The following is a 22,033-nucleotide window of genomic DNA, read 5'->3' as shown; positions in this document are numbered from 1 at the left end:
TTCCGATTTAATAGAGTAACTTTGAGTAAATATCTGTTAATGAAATGATTGGCAGTATAAATAGTAAGGGGGGATGAAGTTGTATATAAAATATATGGTAAGTTTGCGCTGCAAAATGGTTGTTCATCAGGAATTGGAAAGGCTGGGCATTAAAAATGCTATTGTAGATTTGGGAACTGTAGAATTATTGGATGATATCAGCGTTGAACTAAGACAAATTCTAAAAGAAAACTTACTTAAAACAGGGCTTGAGATATTAGATGACAAAAAAAGCATCCTGATAGAGAAAATAAAAAATGTAGTCATAGAAATGATTCATTATTCAGATGCACTCCCAAAAGAAAACTTCTCAGATTATATAAGTGAAAAATTAGGATATGATTATACCTACCTTGCGAACACCTTTTCTGAAGTGAAAGGAATGACCCTGCAACATTTTATCATTATTAACAAAGTAGAAAAGGTGAAAGAATTATTGTTGTATGATGAACTCAATCTTACAGAAATCTCCTATAAACTCAATTACAGTAGTGTGGCCCATCTCTCTAACCAGTTTAAAAAGATTACAGGTCTTTCCCCTTCATTTTATAAACAGTTGAAACAAAGACGTCTTGGAAACCTGGAAGACTTATAAAAGGTGTGATATATGTAAGATTATCCCGGATATATACAGTATAATATATTCTTAAACAGTCATCTTTGTATCATAATAATCAGGAATTTATCAGATCCATTAAAGTTTATATCATCATAAATAGTACAATTTTTGACAGGAAAATATAGTGCGCAGTTGGAAATATTCATTATGCAAAATGCTGTTCTCCGATATTTTATAACATCGCAGTAGTAAATAAAGACTAGGAAAAGCGAATTATACACCATGATAAAATTAATAGGCTTAAGGATTCTCAATTTTAATAATGAGCATATTAAAATCCCGATAAAACAGTAGATCTGTTTTCAGAAGGTTTTAATTAATTAAGGATAGGAACCTATGGTTTCTGTCCTTTTTAACCATATTGATGTACAATAAATTTCATCAACTGAATCCACAAAAAGAAATCTGTTTGAATATTAATGAGTAAACAGCGTTTTTATATATAAACAGACTTTTCTTATTATTACCCTAATGCCAGAAATAATGAAAACAATACATCTTTTTCAGTTTAAGAATTCCATTTCCCGAAAGCTTCCTTTTTTTAAGGAAGAATGTAGATTAGATAATTTAAATGATTTAATGGTCTATGACCTAATGAACACCGAAAAAGTGACCGAGTTCATTATTGAGGTTCATGATGATTTTATTTTTGAAGATATGACCAAAGGAGATCTTTTGTCAATGTGCGGAAATGCAAAGGAAATGATTGAGCATTATTTTGTAACAACAATGAATGATTATGACGTTATCTGAACGTAGTGTAAAAAGCTTTTTAGATTAACATTAAACATTAGATGCCATGAATTTTCAGCAAAGTTTACTTGATTATATCAGTACTTCACTCATTACAATGAATGAAACGGTTTCTATAGCAGAAAGTGTAACCTCGGGATTAATACAGCTGGCTTTTTCCCAGATGCCTAATGCAAAACTGTTTTACAAAGGAGGAATAATGACTTTTACGATACCTGAAAAAATTAACTTTTTAGATATCAATAGGATTGAAGTTGAGGAAAATGGCTTTGAGACCCAAAAAATGGCAAATACAATGGCTATAAAGGTCGCTGAATCATTTGGAACAGATTGGGGAATTGCTTCTACAGGATATGCTTCATCTGTAAGAAATTCAGGATTTAAAGTGTATTCATTTTGCTCATTCAGCTATAAAGATGAGATTGTACTTTCCAAACGCATAGAACTTCATGATAAGACTCAAGCATTAGATTCGCAGTTATATTATACTGAATTTATTTTAGGGTGTTATAAAAGCGCACTTAATCAAATATTAATTTAAAAGAACATTCATTTATTCTCAGTTCAAAGGAGTATATTCCATTCTTTTATCTACATCAATTATTTGTAGTATGATATAATTAAAAATTATATAAGTTGCATTAAATCAATATGTTATATGAATAATATCAAAACTTGCAATTTGTTGTTTGTCAGTGTTTTATGTATTCTATTTTCCGATACAAAAAATAATTAATGCTATAAATCAGTTAGTTGTAATTAATAGATACAAATAAGGTACAAAACTACTCAAAAAGTCAAAAAAATAACAAAGTAAAGATGAGGTTTTCGGGAATATCTAAAGTAAATATTCTCAAACATTTCGATCTTGAAAATTAAGTACCTGTAAAATAATCAATCTATTTTTAAAATACTTCTATCTTCATTCATTTTGCTCATATAAAACTATTACGCGTTTTCTTTTTAGAACTATAAACACCTAAAAATAGCCTCAACTTTGGCAACATAATTAACTGCTGTACTCTTGTTAATAATATCACTGGGACAAATACTATTACTATAAGTGTGTCCAGCACAATTTCTCAAATCTAATATGTTTCGATATGTATTAAATAGTCCTTCTGCTGTATCATAATCACTCCAAAAACTTTTCAGATAATTTGAAAATGCTAACATTAAAGGAACAGAGTGATAATTGTTAGTAGGATTTATTGTTGGAGAGATGTAATGAAGTAATTCAAAAATTTGAGTTAATTCACCAAACACCAATCTAGTTGGAGCATTATTGATATATTTTTTCAAATTAAATAAGTTAACCTTATTATCCGGATTTATCTCATAATTGTCATTAACAAGAGGTAGCTCTAAATCTGCAAAAACTTGCCTGATTTTATCTGCATAGTTTGCAGTATCACACCAACTATTAATATCCTCAGTATCGATAGTACTCCGAAAATCATTCACCCATTTTATCATCTCACATTCAACTGCTCGGCCATATTGTATAATGACAGGTGCAAAATCAGCGGCATCATCTAAAGTTCTTAGTAGAAATTTACCTGTTGACAAATATTTTAGTGTTTTTGAATTGTCAATTTTATTTCTATCTACAATCGTCTCAATTTCTGTTAAATATTTTGAATAGTCGGTTTTAGCCGTATATTCATCAATTTTCTCTTCTTGCCTTTTTATGAGTTCTTGAAATTCTAATTCTTTATCTTTTTTCTCTTTTTTAAGTCTATCAAGTCGTTCTTCTAGTTTATCGTTCCCAGTAGTTACAGTTGATAGTTCTCTGTTGAGTTTCTTAATTTCAGTATCATAGAAGCTAAGTGTTTCATTCGATGTTTTCAGTTCTTCTTTTATTATTTCATAATCTTCAATAAAACGATTTCGCTGAATATTTAACAAACTTAATTTTAAGTTAGTCTGTTCGTCAAAAAAACCTTTTCCAAAATACTTTTCATAATCAATACTACCGTCTGCATCAATTTTTACATGGCTAATGTACTTATCTTTCAATCCTTGTCTAACATCATTAGGATGATTGAAGTAATACATTTTAACATTGTTTGGAGAAACTATTTTTTGACCTACATATTCTTGGAATTTATAAATTAGATACTCGCTATGAGTTTCTATTAAAAACTGAATATTGAATCTAGAAGCAGCATCTATAAATAATTCAGCAATTTTTGATTGTAAAGAAGGATGTAGATTAGCTTCGGGTTCTTCAATTAATAATGTTGAAGAATTAAAATAGATTGTTTGTCTATGAGAACCATCTTGATAATCAAAATCATATTCATAAGGCAATTGATGTTTATGAGCGATAATAGCTATCTTCATAATAATCGGGAGTAATTGTGATATTCCATACCCCAAATCAACTAAAGGAGTTTTCGTTCCATCAAAATTGACTAAAAAAATCTTAGTCAAACCTATTGCTTCATCTCTAAAGACGGAAAGTTCTTTTCCTATTTTGAAACCTTTTTGCTTTTGTTGTCCATTTTTATCCAATTCATTAATCTCTCCATTGCCAATCCAAAAATTTACAAATTTTTCTATCTGTGGGTGGCTTTTTAAATTTATAGCAGAAAAATCTCTTACAATCTGAATATCTTCACTGTTTTGCTCATCAATAAACCATTCTCTATTTCTTCCTCTTGTTGTTGGTAAAAAATAAACCTTCTTTAAATCATCAAATTTTCCCTTAACAATATCTGAAAAATCTTCCTCTATTGCTTTCAATAGACTTATAAAAAGTTGGCTATTAGGTGTTCTTTGAATTTGGCTTTTATAAATACTTCGCAAATTCCGTTCGACTTCCTGTTTTTTTTCAGATTCCTTTTCTTTTAGTTCAGCATTTACAATATCTCTTTCCATCCCACCTATAAGACCTGTAATATTATCTGTTTTGAAACACTCTAAAATTTTGTATTGGTTATTATCTCGTCCTTGAAGAAGCTCAGTTATAATTTTTTGTTCTATCCCTAATAGTTTTGACTTTTCATCTTCTGCTAGTTCAGAATAATCAGAGAATAAACTTTTTCCTTTGATAAGCTTTTCTGTAAAACCTTTGTAACTATCTTTTTTATTTTTGGAAAAAGGAAAGTCAAAAAAGATACCCTTATACTCTTTAATCCTGCTAAATAAATCACGTGTAAAATAGTCTTCAGTTTTTTGATTTGGTTCAATTCCGTCTTTTATTTCTACAAAAGGTGTATCTATGATAAATTGAATAATTTTTTTCAAATCAATGCTTGTTTCCATATACCATTCACCAGGTTCATCGTAATTTTCTCTAAATCCAAGAATGTTTGACCAATATAGATATTCTCCATCTTTTACAATTGCAATATTTTTAATGTTATGAAAAATTGTTAATTCTTCTTTAGTACCATTCTTGGGTATAGATCGTGTCAATTCGTATCTTACCTCCAAAGTAGCAGTTATTTCTCTGCTGTTTCCAAATTTTATTGGAAAAAAAAATACTAAGTCTTCATTTTTACTAAAAATCGGAAGTTCAGTTGGATAGTCCTTACTCTTTTTATGAAAATCCGCAAGTCTAGAATACATATGTTGACTATTTGAAATTTCTGAGTTTTTAAAATCTTCCATTGTAACTCGGTTATAGATACGTTCAAGATTCCCAAGTTCATGTTCCATAGCCTTAAAATCTAAGGTCTGTAAAGTAATTCCATCTTTAAAATTATTAACCAAGAATTGTATTGCTTTGAAAACAGAACTTTTTCCTGCATTATTTGCACCAGTGATTAATGTAATAGGCGCAAATTCAAGATTTTCTTTTTTTTGGAAAGTTCTAAAATTCTGTAACCCTAATCCCTCTAAGTTTGGCATATTGTAGATTATTATTTTAGTTTAATATTTTTATCAGCTTTTTTTGGGATTATTTTGAAAACATCACCTCCCTAGCCAAAATATTTTGTTTAATTAAATCGTTAACTTTATAATATAAGTAATATTCAATTTTAGGTTATCGACTTTAATAATTAAATAAGAAAATCCAAATTCACTAATCATATTTAATATCCGAATTTCCCTTCTCTATTAATAAGAAAATCATTTATTTCTATCTCTTCAATTACATTATTTTTGTAAACAGCACTTATATAGAAAACAGTTTTAGCGATTTCTGTTTTGTTTTTAACTGTGTTCTCAAAGTAACCATAATCGTAATATTCAAAATTAATTTTAGTATCTGCCCACCCAGTAAAATTTATTATAAAATCTCCATTTACCATTTCATAAACAAAAATATCTTCAAAATCATTAAAGTTTACACTAATTGTTTTAAAAGAATCTGCACTATCTAATTCTGTTCTCCATTCGAACCAGTTTTTTACATAATGAGGACTACTTTGGTCTATTTTTTCTCTTGCTATATCTGAAAGTAAACTTATATCAATATTTTCAGACAACCAATCAATATCAAATTCATCTATTTTCTTAGAGTGTTTTTCAGTAAATTCTTTAATGCTTTTGAAATAATTTACTTTTATATTAAGTTCATCACAATCTTTCTGCAAATCTGGATGTAAAATAGGGTTCTGTTTATTGTCTCCGAAATCAGTTGGATTATTACTAATAAATACTATCTGCTTTTCATGTGATTTCTCAGTATATTTAAGTAATGTAAGCCATATTATGCAATCTCTAAATCCTCTATCTTCATCTTTAAATGGCTTTCTTTTTTGTATTGCTCTTTCGATTATTTTCGGCAAAAAATCGTTATCATATTTAACTATTTTACTATTTGTAAGACCTAGTTTTCTTATTAAAATCTTTATATATCTGTCAGACTCTTGCTCAATATTTATCTTCAATTCCTCAGAAAGGGTTCTATTTAACAAGTAATTTAAGTTCTCAGATGTCTTGGAAAGTGAATTTATTTCTTCTGCCAAATTTCTTTTATATAATCCCGTTATTTCTTCTAAAATGATTTGTGGTAAAACAAAACTTGAATCTGTTTTACTAAGGTAATCCCTAAGAATTGTAAAATCATTTGACTTTAAATACCAATCCCCTCTATAAATATTTGAATCTAAAACAATATCCATTTTTTAAATTATAATTTTACATTTATCCTTTTGGAAATATAAGTCTGTTACTACTATTTCCGTATTTACTTGGATCGACACTTTTCAATTTCACAACAACAAATCTACATTTTCCTTCTTTTAAGCTGTGTGTTAATTTTATTTAAGTATTTTTTATTTAACAGGAACAATTTTACTTTTTAGTTTGTTTAATTTCAATAGGATTTTCAATTTTTACTCTATTGATATTTTCTTTCTGTTTTGTGAATAGTATTAAAAAGCAGATTACTACAATAATAATTCCTGTTATATAGTTAGCTATTTTGAAAGCTTTGTACGCGTGTAATAAATTTGAGCCTTTTACATTATTTATGTGAACAGTTTTATTTATTGAATACAAATAGTCTCTAACTAATTCCGAATTAAATTCTTCAATCGACTTATCTTTTAAATCAATAACGTTGGAAGGATTTGCATAAGGGTATTTAAAATTTTTAATATTAAAGTTTTTTAATGCATTACTAATTGACAATAAGTACATAAAAAAACCACCAATTAATAACAATATCAATATTACTCTAATAGGAAAATACATATCATCAAATCGGTCAATTACAATAGGAATTATTAGCCCGACTAATGAAAAAACAATACTTGTTTGCGAAATTATTTGAGTCGTTTTATTTTCAACATAATTTAATCTGTTATTTTCTTCTTGTAGGGCTGAAATCAAAAACTCTTTATGTGCTTGTATTTTTTCCTTTTGATTACTACCCATTAAATCATAATCTTCGCAATTATAATCAAAAGGTTGTGGATGTTCTCCTATAGTAATTAAACCAAGACTTTCAAGAAACTCTTTTAATTTTTCATTCATAATAGTTCATCAATTAAGGCTTCGGAAATTTTCAAACCTGTTTCGTTTTCAATCCAAACCCATTGTCCGTTTGGATTAATTTCTAAAAAAACAAAATTTCCTTTTTTATCTTTTATAATATCTATAGCTCCAAATTTTAAATCAAGTTTTTTAACTAATTTAATACACATCCTCATAATATTTGCTGGAATTTCCGTTTCATAAAATTTTAGCTTGCCTTTCCTCCAATCAATTTTAGCTACCTCATCTGTTTGAGAGTTAACGCCCGCTACAAATATTTTTTCACCTACAACTGTTATTCTTAATTCAAAATCCTTTTCGATATACTGTTGAAAAATACAAGGCGTTAAATCAAAATTACTAAGGTTCTCAATATGGGTTTTATCAATTAAATTAGTAAAAATATGTTCTAAAGAATTATTTTCGTTATGAATTATAGATTGCGATAAAGGCTTTACGATTATTTGACATGAATTTTGATTATAAAAATCTTTTATTTCCTTATGTGAATTAGTTACAATAGTATTTGGTACATTAAGCCCTATTTCCTTTGCTAATTTTAATTGATATAACTTATTTTCTGCCTTATAAATTTGGTATGGTTCACTAATCCATTTTGCATCAATTAAAGTGAATAAATTTTTTAAAAGACTATCAAATTCAGTAAGCAAATAATTTCTTTCGTGAAAGGGAGTTGCTGATAAATCGGGAAGCTTTGTTCGCCTAAACCAAACCGATTTAAAATTTGACTTCCCATGTATTTTAGGTAACAAATCATTGCTAACAAGGAACTTACTTTTAAAAACATCTTCACAGTTTAACCTGTAATAGTCTATTTTTCTTTCATTCAAAATATTAACAATATAATCTACCGTATAATCTTCTTTGTGAGTAATAATTAATATCATCTTACATCATCATCTGAAACTTCTTGAGAAACCAAAGTAATAGTCTTTGTTTCCATCATTACTTTTATAATATTATAGTTAGCATCATCGTCCATACCTTCCTGTTGATATTGAGTTCTTGTCATTGTTGCCATCATTAAACCAATAAAATCATTATCAGAATCAGAAGTTTCGTTGTAAACTTTTGTAAGTGTGCTGGTTGATGAATTTAAAAATGATATTGCAGGGCGCCCTGTTTGAATATCCACGGAGAGGTTTAATTTATCACAATATTTAATTTTTGAAAAATCAACATCTTTTTCTTTGGGACTTTCTCTGAAAGATAGTATAAATGGATTCATATCAAATTTTTTTGAATTTCAAGGTTTATAAGTTTACTACTATGCTAAAATACTAAAATTTGCGAACGAATTTCTTTCATTAGCTTTAAATAAAATCATCATGATTTTAATATTAATTTACCATTTACTCTTTCAGCAGAAATCCACGGAATTTCATCTATTGAATTATTGATAGGGGATTTTGTAAAGTCTTCTAAACTTACGTAGGTTTGAAGCTTTAAGTCCGATACATAGAGAGGATAAGAATTTGAACTATTTTCAAAATTATAATTTATGTACAATGCTAAAACTCCTCTTTCGAAGATATTATTTGCGGTTTCAGCAATAGGCTTTTTAATATTTCCTTCAAGATAGGCACATAAATAAACTTTTGCTGAATTTTTATCATAAAACTCAAAAGTTGAATCATGTAATAAAGCCATTATACACAGAAGTATATCATTTGAATTATCACTTATATCTTCAATATAGGACAAATCAATATCAAACAATTTTAGCACATTTTCAAATACCGTATTAAATTCATTATTCAAAGACTTTGCTTCAAAAACAGAATCGTAAAAAATAACACCTCGAATTACTCTTTGTAATCTATCAACAGTGTTTTTTATTTTTTCAGTTAATTCTAATCCTTGCTTTATTGAGTTTTCAAACTCCCTTTTATCTATATTTTTCTTATTAGGTAAAAGCATAAGATTAATAATAGCTCTTTCCGTCTGTAAAGCTTTCAAATAATAGTAACCATTAGTTTTAGAATAATTATCATCTAAATATTTTTTTGCTTGTCTTTTATTAAAACCCGTATATTTTATCAGATGGTCTTCATGTATATCTTCCAATCCGTCACGATATAAAATATCAAAAAGCTTAGTTTCAACTTTATCAATTCCTACACCATCTAGCATAAAATCACTCAATTCATCTTCTGTTTTTATTTTAGATTGAATTTGTTGAAACTCATTATTTTTAATGCGTTCTTCAATGAGCTTCATTTTTGTGTATCTGTTATTTACTTTCCTGTGGAAAATACCTTGACTTCTCTTCGTATGAGCAACAAAATGGGCTAGCTCTTTAATAAGACCCTCATATTTAAGGAATTCTCTTGCAGTTATTAATAGCGTTCTAATAGTCTCTTCATCAAAGCTTTGTTCTTTTATTTTATTCAAACTTTTTATTAAAGATTGTTTTATTTTTATTGACATTTAATTAAATTCTATGTTTTGTTATTATTCATCCACGCTTCCCATTCATTTTCAATTGGGTATCCTAAATTTTGAAGTTTTTCATTAATGTTTATATAAAAATCATAATTACTGAAAGTCTCCGAATCAAGCCAAGCATTTAGTTCTTCATTAAAAGTATTAAAAAGCTCTTCATCATATCCTATAAGTAATTCAGAATATTCCAATGACTGATTTTTAATTTGTTGATAATATTCTTCCATTTCAATTTGTTTTAAAATTAATACTAATTGAAAAAAAGTAGTTATAACATCAATAGATGGTTTACTATTAAGTTCCTTGTTAATCTTAAACATCACCCCAAGTGTGATAAAATTTGGTATCAATGTTTCTCTAATCAACTTATCCCCGTTGTTAAGGTAAAATTCATTGATATTATAGCCTAAATTAAGAAAAAATGGAAACATCTTTAAATGAGCCAGTAAATTCTGAATATCAGATATACATTCAGTTTTAAATCTTGTATTATTTGATTTAAATATATCAATAATTGTGAATGTATCCACAAAGCCGTTAACATTACAATATATATGTAGTAATTCATGTGCTAATGATGACGGCGAAGGTTCAGCGTTATTCGCAACTATTTTAAACTTGTAGACTGGCTGAACTGCCCAACTATTAAAATTAGTGTCTATAATAGAATCAAGTTGCACTCCAGCGTGCTTTAAACTATAATAAAGCTCACTGTTTTTGTTGTCTAAAGAATTTTCAATCATTATAATTAATAAAAATTTATTTGAAATATGGGTATGTATACACTTTTTGATTACCATCCTCCAACTGCAAAGTTATATCAGGATATACATCTCTGCCTTTAATATAATGTCCAAAATTTTCAATATCAACGGCTAAATAATTACTACAAAACATATAGAAAGTTGGTGTATTTATTAGGAATATACCTATCACTTTGTAAGAAGTAAAATCAATATCCTTGTCATTATAAATCTTAATGAAATGTTGATTAACAATTGAAATGTTATTAGCAACCCAATCTATCTTTTTTTGTAGTTGAGGTTCATATTTTTTTTCAAAATTTGTAAAATCCTGTCTATAGCCTACGGCTTCGTACCTCGCTTTATTATATTTAGAATCTGCAACAACAATTTCTTTTCGAATATCATCAATGAAGATAAAATCTATTTCTCCACAATTAGAATTATCAACATTAATATTATTATTTGTTGCTGTTTTAAAACTCTTTATATTGCGAGCAAATAAAATTCTATTAGTCTTAAAATATTGTTCTATTCGGTCTTCTAATAATTTATCGTGTTCATTCCCTTTTTTATTGATATACTTTTGAAAGCATTTTTTTTGTCTCCATTCAGCATTTAATGTATTCCATTGAACTGCATTTGTCGCTAAAACATAAATTGATTCCGAAAATTTATCTTCTGACGTTAATAGTCGTCGCTCATTGTTTATATTATAAATTAAAAAAGGTCTGTAAAGAAAGCGTTCCGTGGAATAAGGTTTTAAGATTGTATCTATTAAAGACAAACAATTGTCTTTTGATATAGACAATCCTTTATAAATATTTTCTGCATCCTCAGTAGTTAAATCACTAAATTCTGACTTCAAATTTATTGGTAGCACATAGGGTTCAATAGTTTGACAAGGATTTTCAGAAAAATGCTTTTTTATGAAAAAGGGAATTCCAAATGTTTTATCATAATCTATTCCATAGCATTCTTCAATTTTTTGTCTCAATTCGGAAACACCCGTTTCATCGACAACGCTCGTTTCATATCCTTTTGAAAAATAAGACATCAAATGATGTTCAACAGTACCATAATTATTTTGCCAATTAATAACAATGTTATTTTCTTCGATGCTAATAAAATATGCACCTTTAAGCATTCTATGAAAGGCTATTTTGTCGGCAAACATATAAAGTTGTACTCCAATATAAAATAATCTTTGAACATTTTCACTAAACGTATCTGTTGAAGCAGCATCAAGAGTTCCCCATCGCATATCTACGTTACAGCCTTGTTCAAGTATTATTTTTAAAATCCTTCTATATATGGCAAAATGAGACTCTTCAATTGATTCAAAAAGGTTTAATTCACCACTTCTTTCCTTTAGCATTAATTTTAAGGAATCTTCGTGCAATCTAAAAACATAACAATAGAATTTGAAGTTGTCAATATTTAAAACAATTTCTTCGAATCTTTTAATGAAATATAAAAAGCATTCGTTTAGACATTCATCTACTTTATCAAAATCTGTAATAGTAGCTATCCCATGTTTTGAAATCATTATTTGACTTAATTCATTCCAATAAATTTCTTTGTAGGGATTATATTCGTAAGTAAAGACAACTTGACCTGCAATGTTAATTTTCGCCATAGGCTTGGTTTAGTTTTTAATCAAAGTTAATTATTTCGTACAAAAAAATCGGCTTAAAAACCGACTTTTATAGTTTATTACTACCAATCATTTTGCTTTGCAGTCTGATTCTGATTATAAATATAATCGTGTAAACTTTGATTTAAAGAATTAATATATCTTGCGATTTTTGGCATCGTATCTTTGTACTGGTCACGAACTTCTCCATTACTTTTAAAATTCATCCAACCTTTTTTAAATGTAATTTCACTCCAACCTATAATATTTCCATATTTATTTGTCTCTGCACTTTCCAATTTCACAACATCAAACTTATATTTTCCATCCTTTACAGAAATTTCAATTTCATATCGGATGTCTTCACAAATCAAAACCATTGGTTTCCTGCAATATCCTTTTGATTCTAAACCCTGAAAACGGATATAATCATTTTCCACTTGTGCTTTTATTACTTCGTTCGGTTTGTTATAGGTCTTATTAATCCATTCAACTATTTTTTTATAAAGTTCTTCTCTTGCTTTTCCTTCACAGGGAATAACAATAAAATCAGTCAATTGTTGTTCGCTATTAACTATAAATTCCGTTGGTGGGGGTGTTTCTTTTGGATTTGCTTCCTGCGAAAATACATTGTTGGAAAATGCTAAAAATAACAGCGTATAAAAAGCATAGTTTTTTCGTTTCATAATTTTTGTCTTTATATTGTTAAGTTTGAATTATTTTGTAAAAAGCAAATAAGGTATTTTGCACAAAACATCCCTACGGAAAACCATAATTGACAAAGGAATAATGTAAAATACTTTCATCGTTCTAAAAAGTTATTCTACCAGTTCCGAAAAGTAGAGGTTATCACAAAGCAAAGGGTACGGAACTAAAGCCAGTCTGCTACTGAGGTACTGCGAAGAACCCAAAAGACAAGAAAGACTTAGCCCGTACCCAGTAAGTAGGCACGGGCGTAAGTCTATCGAGTTTTGTCTTTTTGAAGATTCGCAGTTTTCAGTAGCCAAAACGATAGCTTACGCTTGTGTAATCGTTAAAATTAATCCTTCAAATTTAGCGTTTTTTTTAAAATTGTATGATGTTATAAACAAATAAAAAATAGTAATATAATTCCCTTCTCAAATATTTACTATTTTCGATAATGTTTAACCATACTATAAGAGTTGTATAAATACCATATTCGATTTTCAATCATGGCTCAAAATGCAGTTTGAACCATGTTCGATTTCGTGTTATGGCTCAAATTGCATTTAAAGTCCAAATTATTGTAATAATAGTTTTATTGATGAATAATTTTTAAACAAAAAAGCATAAAAATATTAGTTTTTATTTCGGGCATACGACTTAGTGACTTTTTTCGGCTGATAAAGTGAAGGTAAATTCGAATAAAGTCTTTATTTATAAGGCTTACAATTGTTTTTTATCGCCCGAAATGATTTGTAAAAAACATTTGGCTTTCTCCTCTTTTTTATTTTTATAATTGGCTAATCAAAAAAATGTATTTTACGAAAAGAATACAAGATTTATGTATAGTTATTAAAGCTAGTAATTTTTTAAAAGGCATCAAAATTGAAACAAATCACCTAAGCCACTATAATCATGATGCTTACAAGTGTTTTTTTAGTCAAAAAACGCCTTTACACTAATTGTTGTTTTTTGAGCTAATCTTGCTTTCATTAGTGAGATTTTTAGGACGTATTTAGGGCCTTTCTTTTGAAAACAAATGTTTTTTACTAAGAAGGGTATTATTAAATGTGCAGATTATCCGTTTATCTCTTTTAAGATAGTATTTTCAAAACTGAGATTTCCTTTATTAATAGGATTTCCCTGTGGGAAATATGCACATTCTAACAAATCAATTAGTTTATCAATTATTTGCCCTTTTATTTTAGTATGTAGATTGCTTTTCCCCTTCAAAATTTTGTAGTATTTTTCTTTGTTTTCTCCAAATGTATTGCGGTGCTTTTCCGTTATTAATTGATACCAAAAATCCTTTTTATTCGCCTTTTGGATAAATTCCACCTCAGCGGTTGTTAAGCTGCTTAAATCAGATTCCTTATTGATTAATAATATATGTTCCCATTCTATTATAATTCCCTGCCCTAATTTTTGGTAGGTTTCGGGTTTAAATAAATCTATTGCGGTATTTATTCCGTATTTTTTAATATTTGCACTCTTTTTACTTTTCACCTCGAAACGGAAAGTATTAGCATCAATTTCGGGAGCATTTAAAACTCCATGGCAATGCAGACCTTTGGCGTATGCCTTTATTTGTTTATATTTCGTTGCATCAGTAATTTTAAAATAGGGGATTTCAGAATTGGGAACTATAAATGAGGTTTTCTTACTATATAAAATATAATTGATGAGGTTTTTAATATCTATTTCGGGAATAATATTTATACCAAATTCGATATTTACTATTTTCAATAAGTCATACTCATAGGGTTCTATCCCTAAATAGGTTAGAATATCGAATATGGTTTTAATACAGTTTTCAGGTGTGAAATCGTTTCCATTGTGCTTGTAATTATTAAAATGATAGTGAGGGCTTATCGAAATTTCCAAATGATGAAAACCTATTAGTTTGCCATTTTCAAACACCTTTCTAAAATCTAATCTCATCAATTTACCATATTTACAAAGTCCCATATAATTATTATTTCGGTGTTGGTAATGTTCAAAACTCTGCACATCTAAAAGTCGGCTTATTATAGTTTGGCTTTCGGTAGAAAGTTTGATGTGATCCATCATTCTAATCATCTTTTTGAGTTCAATAGATTACCTATTGTCTTCGGTCTTTTTTAGAATTTGATAAATACATTTCTGCATCTGCATCAATTTCTACAGAAGATTTTCTTTTACCAGCTTTGAGATATTGTATAAGTTCGGTTCTGGAAAAATACAGACGTTTGCTTCTCTTCATTACAGGAAGTTCACCTTTTGAAACTTTACTATACATAGTTGGTACAGTAAGATTCAAAAGCTCTCCTGCTTCTTGAATATTTAAAAGTTTTTCGGGTTGTTGGATAGACTGTTGCTCACTTTTATTGATTAAAAGTTGTTTTAGTTCGCTAACTTCTTTGGTTAGCTTTGTTACTGCTTCGGGCAACTGTTCAAATGTTAACTTTTCCATTGCTACATATTTTTTGTTAAGCTGTCGCAAAGGAATAAAGCAAAGAATACCCCTATCAATATCCTTTTAGTATATGGGGTATATTGGGGGTATTGTATTTTATGTTTTTTTGACTTTATGTTTCTCTGTTTCTTTGAGAATAACTTTTAAAAGGTAAAATATCACAAACGCAAATTCTTTCTGATGGTTTTGGTTGACCTTTATCCTTTGTGAGAATATCCCAAACAGAATTCGGATTGAATTTTTCAAGAGTTTTCGACGCTCCTTTCGTTTTTGTATAAATAAAGTTAGAACATATCCAGCTTTTTATTTCGGTTGATGAACTTAAAATAAAACCGTTATACTTAGCTCTTTTGAAAACTTCAACAAACTTATTCTGATTACTTGGAAATAATAATAACCTTTCAATTGGTTGTCCTTTCAAAACTTTTAGTAATTCATTTTCGGAATTTTCGAAATAGCCTTTCAATAAGGAATGTAGAACTTCTATTATTTCGTTATTTGAAAATCGTATTGATTTTTCTAATATTTTAGGTAATTGCTTTTCAATTTTCGGAGCTGATGGAGCATTAAAAGAAAATAAATGCTTCAGCTTCATTAGCTTTTTTAAAAAGTAATCATTCGTACTCTTTATATTAATTAAAACTGGATCTGCTAAATCAACCTCAACACTTAAAATTAAGCTATCAATTATGTACAAAATTTTTTCTTTCTCTCCTCCATCATCTATAATTTCTTTAAATGATTTAGTTAATTCCTCAATCATTAAATCAAAATAAGTTGTCGCTGTATAATTAGAAGGTATATCTGCAATCGACATACTAACTCCTGCTAAACGTTTTTTATCGATTTCTAAAAGCCTTAAGAAAATTGTATTTCCATTTATAAAGTTTTCATCTTTTTCATCTGAATTATTATGGGAAATCATTGTATATTATTTTTTTAATAAATAAAAGTAATCACATTTGTTTGTTGAGTTCTCATCATTAGAATAAACTTAATTGATTTGACTTTGGCGAATAATCAGGGTTTGTTGAAAGATACCAAGCTTCAAAGCCTGTTACTTTGCATTTCCTTTTTTCAATTTCCCAGAGTCTTCCAGCTTTTTCCAAATCTCTCTTATATCTACAAATATTTTTTTGAGGAACTCCTGTTGCTTCTGCAATCATTGAAGCCGTTGCAATATGATGTTGCAAATATTGAAATATGGTTTTCAATTGGCTTTCAATAGTTAAAAGCTTTTCAGGTTGTTGCTCATTTTTGTTTGTATTTAAAATGTTTGCAGTAACTTTTTTCTCAATACTATCAATAAGTATTTTTAGTTCAATAGGACTTAATGTAACATTGTGCATAATCTTTAATTTTTAAATTATGCAGTAAAATTGAGTAGGGATTTTGGTGAGGATTCTTAGGGATTTTTCCCTGTTATTCCTCGATTAAATTTTGCTTTTTCAAATACTGTTGTGTTTTTATCCAATTATTAGATAATTTTTCAACTGCATTAAGCCAATCTTGTGATATAGCTTGTAAATCTTTTATTTTTTTTAAATCAAACTTCAAAACACTTATTACTGCTCTATAAAATGTATCAGGACGCGAAAAACCTCTAAGTGAACCTATTCGTTTTAGTTCCATAGCATTATAACCTCCATCTATTACATTTATTGGTATCACTTCGCCTTTTGCATACAAATCAAAAATGTATGCTAAAGCATTTTCTTTTGCAATATATTTTCGATCAGTTTTTATTACATATAAATTATTTTCTGTCTTTTTATTTTGTTTCGACTGTTCTAATTTTAAGTTAGTGAGATTTTCATTTGCAATATCTCGTTTTCTTAATCCTTCTAAAGTTTTTAAATATACATCAATGTCAATTAAAGATTTTTTATGGAATTCTCTCATTTCTTTGAATTTATTTTCAATAGACAAATTAACTATACCTTCAATTTCACAGCCTTTATCTATTTCAGAATCTAAGGCAACTGAAAAAATGTTTTTGATTTGATTAAACTGTCGCTCTAATAAATCATAATATGAAATTTCTTTGGATTCATTTGTTGCTAAAAGCATTTTTGAAACTAAATCAGATATTCGTTTTTTATCATTTGCTAAATTTTCTTCATAATTACGGTAAATAGATTGGTTATGTATTTCACATTTTCTTTTTTGTGTCGCCCAATCATCATTAACATCAAAATTCTCAGGTATTGAAAAATAACCTATCGTTTCCTTAATTTGCTGAAATGACAAAGATTTTACGTCTGAAAACAAAGTCTTTTCCTCTTTGTTTAAATCATTTGAACGCCTAAATATATCACTTTTGTTTTTTGCACTATTGTAAAGGTTTTCATATTCAAAATATAATTTGCTAATTGCAATTACAGGGTTTAATCCTCCATTATATTTGGTTTTATAATTTTCATTAGTAAATGATAACATTAGCTTATGCTTAAAATCTTTTACTGCACTTTCAGATAATTCTTTTACCTCATCAATTTCACTTTGAAAAGTGCTGTTTTCTAATTTTAATTTTCGTTGTTCTAATAATCTTTTTGCTTCGCTATGCCTTTCATCTATTTCCACATCATTAAATTTTGTTTTGAAGTAATTCAAAAATTCAGGGAAAGTTTCAAAGTATAAGTTATTTGAATTGCCTGTTAATTTTGTTACTGCTTTTGCTATTCCTTGCTCATCTAAACTTTCAACAGTTACAATATTTGTTTGAAGTTTACTAAATTCATTAAAATCTCCATCTTTAAAAAACTCATAAAATTCATTTAAAGTTCTGTCTAATTCAAAGAAAAAGAATTGCAAATAAAAATCAAAATTCGTTTCATTTCTAAAGTTTAGATATTTCTGTTTCGCTTCAAATATTGAGTGTAAATCATCTTCATTAAAATTTCTTTGAAGTTCAAATAAATCAGATTGTGCTGTCAAATTTATTATCGGTGTAGTAATATCCGCAATATTCAATTCCTTTATTTTTTCTTTTAAAGGAAGTATTATTTCTGCATCAACAATATCAAACTGCTCTGCTATTTGTATTTGTAGCTTATCATACTCAATTTTAGACTTATAATTTTCGCTTGGTCTTATAGAACTTCGTTTTTCAAGCAATTCGTTTGTTTTATTAATCAAATTTTGTTTGCTCAATAAATAGTCAATTTTCGAATGCAGGAAGTCAATAAATTTGAATAAATTTTTAACGTTTTCTGTAAGCATTGTGTCTTAATGATTTTAAATTTTACAAATCTAATTTTATTTTATCTGCGGCATTTCGCTTCTTTTCATCAACTATTTTAGCATAAATCTGCGTTGTTTTCAAATTTTTATGTCCTAACATTTTGGAAACTGTGTAAATATCCGTTCCGTTATAAAGTTGTAAAGTTGCAAATGTATGGCGGAAATTATGAAACGATATTTTTTTTGTTATTCCAGCTTCTAAAATCCATTTTGCTAATTGTTTGTTGTGATAAGCTGAATAAGTTAGATTCTCAAAAACGTTTTTGTTTTGCTCCATCTCTTTGGGGTTTTCACTACCTTTCGTTAGATTGTATGCTTGTTCTGAAATTGGGTAGACTTCAACCCCTTTAGTTTTTTTATGATAGAAGTTAATAAAGTAGCCTTGTCCATTTATATACTCCATCTCCTTCCAAACCATTTTTTTTACATCTGAAAATCGTAATCCTGTCAATGCAGAAAATAATACAGCCCGTTTATATAAATCATTTTTAAAAGGCGTTTTTACCAATTCGTTAAGTTCTTCAATAGTAAGATATTCTCTTCGAGTTTCTTCGGGTTTTATGGGACTAACTTTAGCGTTGAGGTCGGTTTGTAGAATCCCGTCTTTAAAAGCCTGTTTTAGCGTTGCTTTTATTTTATTAAAATATGAAACTGCTGAATTTTGAGAAAGGGTTGCTTTATCACTTTTTTTGCTTTTGGTGGTTAGTAGAAAATCTTTGAAATCTTCTAAAACAGATTCGTTAAGGTCAACAAATTTTAAACTCCCATTAGTAAACGTTTCGAGGTAATAAAGCGCAGAAATCCAGTTGTCATAATTACTTGCTTTGCGCTTATTTGCCAACTTTTGGAAATATTCAACAAAATTTATTTCTCCTTGTTCTTTAATTTTCAGTTGTTGCTTTTCATACTCGCTGTATATCTCAGGTTTATTTAAAAGGTTTTCTCGTTTTTGTCTTATGCTTTCAGCAATCTTTATCGTTTCAGAATTATGCTGCTTATCTATTACCGCTCTAGCTTTATCAATTACATAAAGCCCTAAAAATTCTCTACGAGTTGGCTTCCCAGTTTTTGGATGTGGTATTGCTGGATAAAAATCTAAATAAAGACTTTTGCGCCCCTTAGAAATAAGCTTATCTCTTAGTGTAACTTTGGTTATCATTTTTTTACCTTTTGATTTACTTAAAAAATATCATTAATAATTACCTTAGGAACATATACAAACTTTCCTTCTTTCATTTTTTGAATATTATTTCTTTTTATAATATTCTGCAATGCAGATTGAGAAACTTTAAATTTATCCTGTACTTCCGAAATTGTATAACATTCTGAAACTTTCAGCGGTTTTATAATTTCTTGCTTTTGTTTTGGTGTATTAAATAATTTGTCAATTTCCGAACGCTTGATAATTGTCTTTTTTATTAAAATATTAGTTGCTTTTAACTTTCCTGTATTGATGAGTTTATAAATGTTTTGTTTTGAGCAACCAATCAATTTTGAAACCTGCATAACGGTTAAAAATTCTCTCGTTCTTAAATCTTCATTTTGCTTTTCTTTAATTTGTTTCGTTTCAGCAATAGAAACATTTATTTTCTCTGCACGTTTACGGGCTTTATAGGCACGTTTAGCACAATCATCCGAACAACATTTCGTGACAGTAGTTTTTGCAATAAATTCTTTACCACAATACCCACAAATACGTTGTATTTCTATTCTGCTACTCATTTCTCTTTATTTTGTACCAAATTGTATTAAAGTTTTTAATGTTGGTTAAAGTTGACAACCAAAATTTTCAAAAAAAACGATTTTAATATAAAATTCGTCTCAGGTACAACGAAGGTACAAATTTGTACCGATTATCGCAAAACAACACAAAATAATCTTATATTTACAAAAAAGAAAAAAGCCTTATAAATAAGGCTTTAACATATAATAATAAAAGTTTTTTGATGATTTATTTTGTGGAGGTTACTTTCCGATACAAAACTTAGAAAAAATATTCCCCAACACCTCATCATTCGTAACCTCTCCGGAAATTTCTCCAAGATGTTCCAGGGCGTTTCTAAGCTCATAAGCCAGTAATTCTGTAGAAATCTGGGAGGAAATAGCTTCTTTTACCTTATGAACTGCTTCCAGAGACTTTCTAAGGGCTTCAAAGTGACGCTGGTTGGTGATCACAACGTTATTTTCTTCAGATTTTAAATGCTCAACATACGATGAAAGTTCGTTTTTCAGATCCTGAATATTTTGATTTTCAACAGCTGATATTGTAATGAAATCGAATTCGTGAGAAATGGCATTTCTGAAAATATTCTCTACTGTTTCATATTTTGTAGGAACAACTTCGTCAATTTTTGTTGCACAGATGATCAGCTTCAGATCTTCTCTCAACAGCGACTGAATCATTTCAATATCCTCCGAAAAATCTTCAGTAGCAGCATCAGTCAGATAAACAAGAATATTGGCGTTCTCTACTTTTTCTTTTGCTTTTTTTACCCCGATAGCTTCAATTTCGTCCACTGTTTCACGAAGTCCTGCCGTATCAATCAATCTGAAGGCGTGGCCTTTTATATGAAGAATTTCCTCAATGGTATCTCTGGTCGTTCCGGCAATATTACTTACAATTGCTCTTTCTTCCTTCAAAAGGGAGTTCAGCAGCGTAGACTTTCCGGCATTCGGTTTTCCAATGATGGCAACGGCTGTTCCGTTCTTAATGGCATTTCCGTATTGGAAACTTTCAATCAACGAATTTAATTTGACTTCAATTTTATCCAATAATCCACTTAAGGCACTTCTGTCGGCAAATTCCACATCTTCTTCAGCAAAATCAAGCTCCAGTTCAATTAAGGAAACGAAATTCAGAAGATCCGTTCTTAATACAGAGATTTCATTGGTAATTCCTCCTTTCAGTTGATTGATGGCTACCTTTCTGGAAGCTTCGTTATCAGAGGCAATCACATCAGCAATGGCTTCTGCCTGGGAAAGGTCAATTCTTCCATTAATAAAAGCACGAAGTGTAAATTCACCTGCTTTGGCCATTCTCGCTCCGTTTTTGATCAGTGTTTCAAGAATACGTTTTCCGATATGCGGCGAGCCGTGAAATGCAATCTCCACAGAGTTTTCAGTGGTGAAACTTTTTGGTGCCAGAAAGATGGAAAGCATTACTTCATCAATAGCTTCCTCCTCATCCATAAAATAACCGTAATGAATGGTATGGGATTTCTGTTTTTCCAGATTTTTTGCCGGAAAACTTTTCTGAACTACAGATAAAGCTTCATTTCCTGAAACCCGGATGATGCCTAAAGCACCTATTCCATTGGCAGTAGCCAGTGCACATATCGTATCGTTATTCATGCTGCAAATTTACGGTTTTTAATATGAATTTTCGCTGACGTCTGTTATTCAGATTATCTATTGTTGTATTCGGATGAAAAACAGAGAAGAGTGAATCCGGATACAATTCA

The 22,033-nt window shown here is 28.9% G+C and carries 20 protein-coding genes; 3 read left to right on the top strand and 17 right to left on the bottom strand.

All coding sequences use genetic code 11. The annotated features are described in order from the left end of the window. Positions 1-73 precede the first annotated feature (73 nt). From KYG33_RS07920 to KYG33_RS07910, 3 genes are all read left to right on the top strand, one after another. Positions 74-634 (top strand): helix-turn-helix domain-containing protein, encoded by a 561-nt coding sequence (locus KYG33_RS07920; RefSeq protein WP_198424141.1) that lies wholly within the window; start codon positions 74-76, stop codon positions 632-634. 507 nt (positions 635-1,141) lie between these two features. Beyond that, positions 1,142-1,411: a heme oxygenase gene (locus tag KYG33_RS07915; protein ID WP_180565349.1), complete on the top strand. Its 270-nt coding sequence runs from the start codon at positions 1,142-1,144 to the stop codon at positions 1,409-1,411. A 46-nt stretch (positions 1,412-1,457) separates the two neighbouring features. Beyond that, complete coding sequence (locus tag KYG33_RS07910; RefSeq protein ID WP_219073023.1) at positions 1,458-1,952, top strand: CinA family protein; 495 nt, start codon at positions 1,458-1,460, stop codon at positions 1,950-1,952. A gap of 428 nt (positions 1,953-2,380) precedes the next feature. Here KYG33_RS07910 and KYG33_RS07905 read toward each other — a convergent pair whose 3' ends face one another. From KYG33_RS07905 to mnmE, 17 genes are all read right to left on the bottom strand, one after another. After that, entirely contained in the window at positions 2,381-5,269 is a 2,889-nt protein-coding gene (locus KYG33_RS07905; RefSeq protein WP_219073022.1) for a DUF3696 domain-containing protein, read from the bottom strand. 185 nt (positions 5,270-5,454) lie between these two features. Beyond that, on the bottom strand, positions 5,455-6,489 hold the full coding sequence (locus KYG33_RS07900) for a PIN domain-containing protein (protein ID WP_219073021.1): 1,035 nt from the start codon (positions 6,487-6,489) through the stop codon (positions 5,455-5,457). A 172-nt stretch (positions 6,490-6,661) separates the two neighbouring features. After that, entirely contained in the window at positions 6,662-7,345 is a 684-nt protein-coding gene (locus KYG33_RS07895; RefSeq protein WP_219073020.1) for a hypothetical protein, read from the bottom strand. Next, positions 7,342-8,253 carry a hypothetical protein gene (locus KYG33_RS07890; protein WP_219073019.1) on the bottom strand — a complete coding sequence of 304 codons (912 nt, stop codon included), beginning with the start codon at positions 8,251-8,253 and terminating at the stop codon, positions 7,342-7,344. Before KYG33_RS07890 ends, KYG33_RS07895 begins: the two co-directional genes overlap by 4 nt. Continuing rightward, positions 8,250-8,594, bottom strand: a complete 345-nt coding sequence (locus KYG33_RS07885) for a hypothetical protein (protein WP_219073018.1) — start codon at positions 8,592-8,594, stop codon at positions 8,250-8,252. The genes KYG33_RS07890 and KYG33_RS07885 overlap by 4 nt, the downstream gene beginning before the upstream one ends. Positions 8,595-8,692: 98 nt before the next feature. After that, a complete protein-coding gene (locus KYG33_RS07880) occupies positions 8,693-9,796 on the bottom strand; it encodes a hypothetical protein (protein ID WP_219073017.1) in 1,104 nt (367 codons plus the stop codon). An 11-nt stretch (positions 9,797-9,807) separates the two neighbouring features. After that, a complete protein-coding gene (locus tag KYG33_RS07875) occupies positions 9,808-10,554 on the bottom strand; it encodes a hypothetical protein (RefSeq protein WP_219073016.1) in 747 nt (248 codons plus the stop codon). Between the two features lie 16 nt (positions 10,555-10,570). Next, positions 10,571-12,193 (bottom strand): hypothetical protein, encoded by a 1,623-nt coding sequence (locus KYG33_RS07870; RefSeq protein WP_219073015.1) that lies wholly within the window; start codon positions 12,191-12,193, stop codon positions 10,571-10,573. An 80-nt stretch (positions 12,194-12,273) separates the two neighbouring features. After that, positions 12,274-12,876: a DUF4468 domain-containing protein gene (locus KYG33_RS07865; protein ID WP_219073014.1), complete on the bottom strand. Its 603-nt coding sequence runs from the start codon at positions 12,874-12,876 to the stop codon at positions 12,274-12,276. A gap of 1,075 nt (positions 12,877-13,951) precedes the next feature. Further along, entirely contained in the window at positions 13,952-14,944 is a 993-nt protein-coding gene (locus KYG33_RS07860) for a hypothetical protein (RefSeq protein WP_219073013.1), read from the bottom strand. A 31-nt stretch (positions 14,945-14,975) separates the two neighbouring features. After that, positions 14,976-15,326, bottom strand: coding sequence for a helix-turn-helix domain-containing protein (locus tag KYG33_RS07855; protein ID WP_219073012.1), 351 nt, complete (start codon positions 15,324-15,326; stop codon positions 14,976-14,978). A 115-nt stretch (positions 15,327-15,441) separates the two neighbouring features. Next, positions 15,442-16,254, bottom strand: coding sequence for a hypothetical protein (locus KYG33_RS07850; RefSeq protein WP_219073011.1), 813 nt, complete (start codon positions 16,252-16,254; stop codon positions 15,442-15,444). A gap of 58 nt (positions 16,255-16,312) precedes the next feature. Beyond that, positions 16,313-16,678, bottom strand: a complete 366-nt coding sequence (locus tag KYG33_RS07845; protein WP_219073010.1) for a hypothetical protein — start codon at positions 16,676-16,678, stop codon at positions 16,313-16,315. Between the two features lie 73 nt (positions 16,679-16,751). After that, positions 16,752-18,551: a hypothetical protein gene (locus KYG33_RS07840; protein WP_219073009.1), complete on the bottom strand. Its 1,800-nt coding sequence runs from the start codon at positions 18,549-18,551 to the stop codon at positions 16,752-16,754. Positions 18,552-18,573: 22 nt separating this feature from the next. Further along, a complete protein-coding gene (locus KYG33_RS07835) occupies positions 18,574-19,731 on the bottom strand; it encodes a tyrosine-type recombinase/integrase (protein WP_219073008.1) in 1,158 nt (385 codons plus the stop codon). Positions 19,732-19,751: 20 nt separating this feature from the next. Further along, complete coding sequence (locus KYG33_RS07830) at positions 19,752-20,294, bottom strand: helix-turn-helix domain-containing protein (RefSeq protein WP_219073007.1); 543 nt, start codon at positions 20,292-20,294, stop codon at positions 19,752-19,754. Positions 20,295-20,537: 243 nt separating this feature from the next. Beyond that, entirely contained in the window at positions 20,538-21,923 is a 1,386-nt protein-coding gene (mnmE, locus tag KYG33_RS07825) for a tRNA uridine-5-carboxymethylaminomethyl(34) synthesis GTPase MnmE (RefSeq protein ID WP_219073006.1), read from the bottom strand. Positions 21,924-22,033 lie beyond the last annotated feature (110 nt).

Source organism: Chryseobacterium sp. D764, assembly GCF_019317325.1.
In the GTDB taxonomy this organism is placed as follows: Bacteria; Bacteroidota; Bacteroidia; order Flavobacteriales; family Weeksellaceae; genus Chryseobacterium.
This window is presented reverse-complemented; position numbering and strand designations above follow the sequence as displayed.